6 protein-coding genes are annotated in these 5756 nt (G+C 58.1%); all 6 read right to left on the bottom strand.

Going from position 1 to position 5756, the window contains the following annotated elements; all coding sequences use genetic code 11:
* Positions 1 to 863: HAMP domain-containing methyl-accepting chemotaxis protein (locus BT116_RS29895; RefSeq protein WP_139209514.1), on the bottom strand; the 863-nt coding region annotated here is incomplete at its 3' end.
* A 62-nt stretch (positions 864 to 925) separates the two neighbouring features.
* Positions 926 to 3106 carry a chemotaxis protein CheA gene (locus BT116_RS29890; protein ID WP_072349372.1) on the bottom strand — a complete coding sequence of 727 codons (2181 nt, stop codon included), beginning with the start codon at positions 3104 to 3106 and terminating at the stop codon, positions 926 to 928.
* A gap of 13 nt (positions 3107 to 3119) precedes the next feature.
* On the bottom strand, positions 3120 to 3428 hold the full coding sequence (locus BT116_RS29885; RefSeq protein ID WP_072349370.1) for an STAS domain-containing protein: 309 nt from the start codon (positions 3426 to 3428) through the stop codon (positions 3120 to 3122).
* A gap of 53 nt (positions 3429 to 3481) precedes the next feature.
* The gene (locus BT116_RS29880) at positions 3482 to 3850 is read right to left on the bottom strand and encodes a response regulator (protein ID WP_072349368.1); all 369 of its coding nucleotides are present in this window, start codon (positions 3848 to 3850) and stop codon (positions 3482 to 3484) included.
* 11 nt (positions 3851 to 3861) lie between these two features.
* Entirely contained in the window at positions 3862 to 5169 is a 1308-nt protein-coding gene (locus BT116_RS29875; RefSeq protein ID WP_083569212.1) for a methyl-accepting chemotaxis protein, read from the bottom strand.
* A 140-nt stretch (positions 5170 to 5309) separates the two neighbouring features.
* Positions 5310 to 5756: methyl-accepting chemotaxis protein (locus BT116_RS29870; RefSeq protein ID WP_305883639.1), on the bottom strand; the 447-nt coding region annotated here is incomplete at its 5' end.

The following is a 5756-nucleotide window of genomic DNA, read 5'->3' as shown; positions in this document are numbered from 1 at the left end:
TGGCTCATCGACTGGGCGGTGGCGGAAACCTCCTCGGAGGCGCCGCTCAGGGCGTTGGCCGCGCCGCGCACCTCGCCAATGATCTGCGAGAGCTTCTCGACCATGCCCTTCATCGCGGCGAGCATGCTGCCGGTGTCGTTAGCGCGCAGAGGAATCGTCACATCGAGGTCCCCCGCCGCAACCCTGGACAGCACCTCGGCCGCATACGCCGGTTCACCACCCAGTTGCTTGAGCAGACCACGCGTAATGACAAAAGCGATGATCGCCGAGATCAGTACAGCAAGGACCAGCAGGCCGATGAGTGTTTGCTGGGCTCTGTTAGCGGTCACATCACTTTGGTCATAAGCTTCTTTGGCAAGTTGATCGTTGAAATCGACGATGTCCGACAACACGTCATCGACTACCTGAAACAACTGCGTTGTTTCATTATTCACAAGTTCCGTGGCCTTCAGGTTATCCACTTCCATAAGTGCAATGACTTTTTTTGCAGATGCCTCGTAAGGCGGCCAAACAGCATCGAATTTCTTCAGCAGGTCTTTTTCACGCTCGGTGAGAAAGGTCTTTCGATACTTGTCGAGCAGCTCAGTCATCTTCGTTTTGTTCTTATCCATGTTTTCGACGATCTTGCTCAACTCGGTTTTATCCGAAACGAGCAAGTCGTAAAGAGAACGGTTGTGATAGATGGCCTGCATGTTGGCGTTCGCCACGTCTTTGATCGGGGTCAGATTATTGGCATACATGTCATTGAGCATTGTATTGATGGTATTTCCGCCTGAAAGACCGACCAATGCAATGATCAACGTGATCAATATCACGGACACAAACCCCAGACCCAGCTTCATAGCCACGGACAAACTCTTCATTACTTTATTTCCTTTAACTTGATTAACTGTTGTAGAGGTGGCGAGAGCGAGACATGTCTGAATCAGGAGCGGGTGGCGGCATCATTGCGGGTCGGTATCGACCGGGTTGCGCCGGATTGAGCAGCGACCTGGCGTACCAACCCCGCCACATCAAGGATCAACGCCACCTCGCCGCTGCCCAGAATCGTAAAGCCGCCAATACCATTGACTTGGCCGAAGACCTTGCCCAGCGGTTTGATCACCGTCTGGAATTCCCCCAACAGGCGATCCACCATCAGGCCGGCGCGTTGCCCGGCGAACTGCACCACCACGACGTTTTCCCGACGCGCGGGCGCGCCCGCGATATCGAACAGCTCGCGCAGGCGGATCAACGGCAGCACTTCGCCGCGTAAGTTGAGGTAATCGAGGCCTTCATTGGCGGGCAGCTCAATGCACTCCACCACCATGTCCTGAGGGATGACGTAGCTGGCGCTGCCAACCTCGACTCTGAAGCCATCGATGATAGCCAGGGTCAGCGGCAGCCGAATGCGTAGGGTAGTCCCCTGCCCCTCGATGCTGTCCAGCTCAACGCTTCCACGCAAAGCGGTGATGTTGCGTTTGACAACGTCCATGCCCACACCGCGGCCGGAGAGGTTACTGACCTGCTCAGCAGTGGAGAAACCAGGTTCGAAGATCAGATTGAAAATGTCCTGGTCGACGAGATGCTGCCCTTCGTTGACCAGGCCCCGCTCAATGGCCTTGCGTAAAATCTTCGCGGTGTTCAATCCGCCACCGTCATCGGCAACCTCGATGACGATGCTCCCTGCATCGTGGTAGGCATTCAGACGCAGCCGGCCCTGAGCCGGTTTGCCCTGAGCCAGGCGTACTTCAGCAGGCTCGATGCCATGATCCATGGCGTTGCGCACCAGGTGGGTAAGTGGGTCACTGATCCGTTCCACTACCGTCTTGTCCAGTTCGGTCTCGCCCCCGCTGATTTCCAGGCGGATGTCCTTGCCAAGTTCTTTGGCGACATCGCGCACCACACGCTGGAATCGGTTGAAGGTGGAGCCGATCTGCACCATGCGCAGGGTCAGCGCCGAATCACGCACTTCCTCCACCAGACGCGCCAGAACCGCTGTAGCTTCTATCAGCTCGCTGGCGCCGGCATTCTGGGCGGCAAGGTTGGCACCGGCACCGGCAATGATCAACTCACCGACCAGATTGATCAGTTGATCCAACTTGCCGGCATCGATGCGGATCAGGCTGCTCTGCGACTGGCGAACATCTTTGGCGTTCTGTCCTGTCGAAACAGTGTCGAACTGTCGAGGCTGTATCGTCGGTTGTACAACCGTTTCCTGCTCGATGGCCTGTTGATCCTGCCGGGGCACCGAGGGACGAAGCGCATCGTCCACGTCCACTTGCGCAGGCACATGAGTACCGCACCGCAGGAGGAAAATTTCCCCCATGCGCAGACTCTCCTGGGGTAATGCCTGGATCATCTGGCGGTATTCATCGGTATTGCTGTGCGGCGCCAAGATGTGTACCTGACTGTCTTCGCGGATGAAATCAAAGACCCCCTCGATGGTGGCTTGGTCGGCACTGCTGTCAAAACCAATTTCGAAGCCCAGGTAGCAGCTTTCCGGGTCCATTTCGGCCACCGGTGGCAGGCTGTCGCTGAGGGTAACGATGTTGCAGATATGACCCAGGCTGGATAAATAGCGAATGAACGCCAGTGGATCCATTCCGTTGCGCAACAGGTCATGCCCCAGGCGCAAGGAAATATGCCAGTGATGGGCCTGCGACGAATCGGTGACATGATCGCGGCCCGACTCTGGCTCAGCGACCGGCGAATCTTGGTGATCAGACTCAGGGGGCGCACCCAACAGCCGACGCAATGAGTCGAGTAACTGCCCTCCCCTGCTCTGCACGGATGCTTGTGGCTGTTCGTTGTCGGCGGCAAGTTTCACCAGCACGCCAATATGGTCGCAGACTTGCAAAAACAACGCAGTCAATGCTTCATCGAAGTGCAGTTGTTTGTCTCGAACCCGGTCCAACACGCTTTCGGCGACATGAGTGAAGGCAACGAGATCGTCCAGGCCGAACAAGCCTGCCGAGCCCTTGATCGTATGGGCGGCACGAAAAATGGCGTTGATCGTGTCATCGTCGTCCGGGGTCAGCTCGATATGCAGCAGCGCATCCTCCATCTGCTGCAACAGTTCGAGGCTCTCGACGATGAACGTCTGCTGTGCGTCATCCAGGTTCATGGGCGCGACCTTTTCATGAGTGGTTCGGTTGCGGCGCGATGGAATCGGCGAAGAACCCGGCCACATCGCACAGTCGAAACACCTCCAGCACCGCTGGACTGTGATTACTCAACTTCAATAGTCGACCACGGGTAACCATTTCCTTCTTGGCCATGATCAACAGTTGCAGCCCGGCCGTGTCCAGTTCCTGTACCGCCTCAAGATCCAGTTCGAAATTGGCGCCCTGGCCAATCAAGTCATCCAGGCGCCTTTTCCATTCGGCCGCGGTGTAGATGCTCAACTCGCCTTCTATAGCGATACGTTGATGGGCGTCGGTGTTCATTAGCGGGTATCCAATCGGTGTGCGGGAGGCGATATGAGGCCGTCGTTAAACGTTTACGGCAGGACAAGTTTGGAGACGGCAGTGAGCATCTGTGCCGGCTGGAAAGGTTTGACCACCCAGGCCTTGGCACCGGCCGCCTGGCCTTCCTGCTTCCTGGCGTCGCTGACCTCGGTTGTCAGCATGATGACCGGCGTGAATCTGTAGGCCGGCAGTTGCTTGGCCGCACGAACGAACGAGAGGCCATCCATGTTCGGCATGTTGACGTCGCTGATGATCAAGTGCAGCTTGCGGCCATCGAGCTTGCTCAAGGCATCCTTGCCATCGCAAGCTTCGACGGTCTCGTAGCCGGCACTTTTCAGGGCAATACTGACGACTTGGCGCAGGGACGCGGAGTCGTCGACGATCATGATGGTTTTGGCCACAGAGAAGGCTCCTAGAAAAAGGTTATTTCGGATTCACTGGCGGGGGCGCCTCGGGCGCCGCCCCGATGTATGTCATGCAGCTCCGGCATGGTGTAAGTGCTGGCCAGCTGTTCCAGCCAGACGTCGGCGTCAAGTGTCGCCCTATTTTCCCGCCCCCCCGGAGAAAGGCTCTGGTGTAGCTTTTCCAAGTCTTCGCGAACCAGGCTCAGCACCTGGCTGACGCGGTCCTGAAACTGCAGGCCGACCAATACCTGAGAAATTTCCTGTCCGACAGACTGGCTTTCCTGGCGCAATTGTTGAGAGGACTCCAGGAGCGTACTGGTGGCTGCGCGGAAACGTTGGATGACCTGCTCAATCACCTGACCGGAATGAGTCACTGTGGCTTCATCCTGCTCGGCGTACTGTCGCGAGATCGCAAGCGTACTGGCGATGGCCGCATTGACCGTGGTCACGGTCTCGCCAATGCGCTTGCCGGTGTCGCCGGAAAGACTGGAGAGCTTACGGATCTCATCCGCAACCACAGCGAAACCACGGCCTACTTCACCGGCGCGGGCGGCTTCGATGGCGGCATTGAGCGCCACCAGGTTGGTTTGTTTTGCGATATTGCCGACGTCCTGGGCCATCGCCTGCAGTTGTTCGGTGAGGCTGGAAAGCACCTTCACCTCTTGCAACAGCAACTCCTTGGTCGCCAGGGCGCCCCGCAGCGAAGCGACAATAGCGTCCAGCTCATGTTGGCTGGTGCCTAACAGTGCAACCAATCCACCGTCGGTAGCGGCACCGTCCTGGGTAGTCGAAACAGCACGCTCGACACGCTGGGCTATATCGGCAAAACGCACCGCCAATGCGGTAATGGCTTCTTCCGTGTGGCCGCGAGCGATTTCGATCTGTCCTGCCCAGACCGGCAGCACACCTCGACAGACGGGTTCCAGACCACAGCGACAGGTGGCCGGACTGCCGCCGAGCGTGTGCAGGTCATCACCGACCGATGGTTGAGCCTGACGCTGAGCACGGCTGCGTGAGCGATAATAAAAAGCGGCGGCGCCCCCCGATGCCAAGAGCAAAATCGCAAGCCCGATGGGTTGAAGATCCAGCCCTCCTACCCCCAATACACAAACAGCCCCGAGCACCGCCAGCGCCAGGGATGTGCCGGACGCATCCACGCGGGATGTACCCGGAGGGTCAATTGTTACGCTCAAGATGTATTCTCCATCCGGTGACCGGACCCTGTCAGACAGATGCTGATACTGGTAGCCCTGCGTCGAAACTGGCAGCAAAACGCCACCAACCCATGATGCCGACTGCACCAAGCGATCCACCATCAGGCTGCACCGGTTTTCGGGTAGGCATTGAAAGGGCGCGAGTAGGCATTTCCCTACCTCGTATCAGGCAACGCTCCGGCTCACGGCACCTGGCAATACACGCGAAGTGCGTGATGTCGGTGAGCACTCACAACAACACCCTAAGTCGGCGACTGGGTATTGGCGTCATGACCGGTGAGGCTGAAAAAGCTCATCAACTGTTGCAGTTGCTCGGCCTGACCGCTCATCTCCTCGGCAGTGGCGGCCAGTTCCTCGGAAGCCGATGCGTTCTGCTGGGTAATCTGGTTGAGTTGGTTCATCGCGGTGTTGATCTGACCTACGCCCGAGGACTGTTCATCCGAAGCCGCGGCGATTTCCTGGACCAGGTCACTGGTCTTGGCGATGCCGGGGACGATTTCATCCAGCAAGCTGCCGGCGCGTTCGGCCAGGGCCACCGACCCTTTCGCCACCTCGCCGATTTCCTGGGCGGCAACCTGGCTGCGCTCAGCCAGTTTGCGCACTTCCGCCGCGACGACAGCGAAACCCTTGCCGTGCTCGCCGGCGCGAGCCGCTTCGATTGCCGCATTCAAGGCCAGCAGGTTGGTCTG

It is taken from the genome of Pseudomonas sp. NFACC16-2, from assembly GCF_900119205.1.
Taxonomy (GTDB): domain Bacteria; phylum Pseudomonadota; class Gammaproteobacteria; order Pseudomonadales; family Pseudomonadaceae; genus Aquipseudomonas; species Aquipseudomonas fluorescens_Q.
This window is presented reverse-complemented; position numbering and strand designations above follow the sequence as displayed.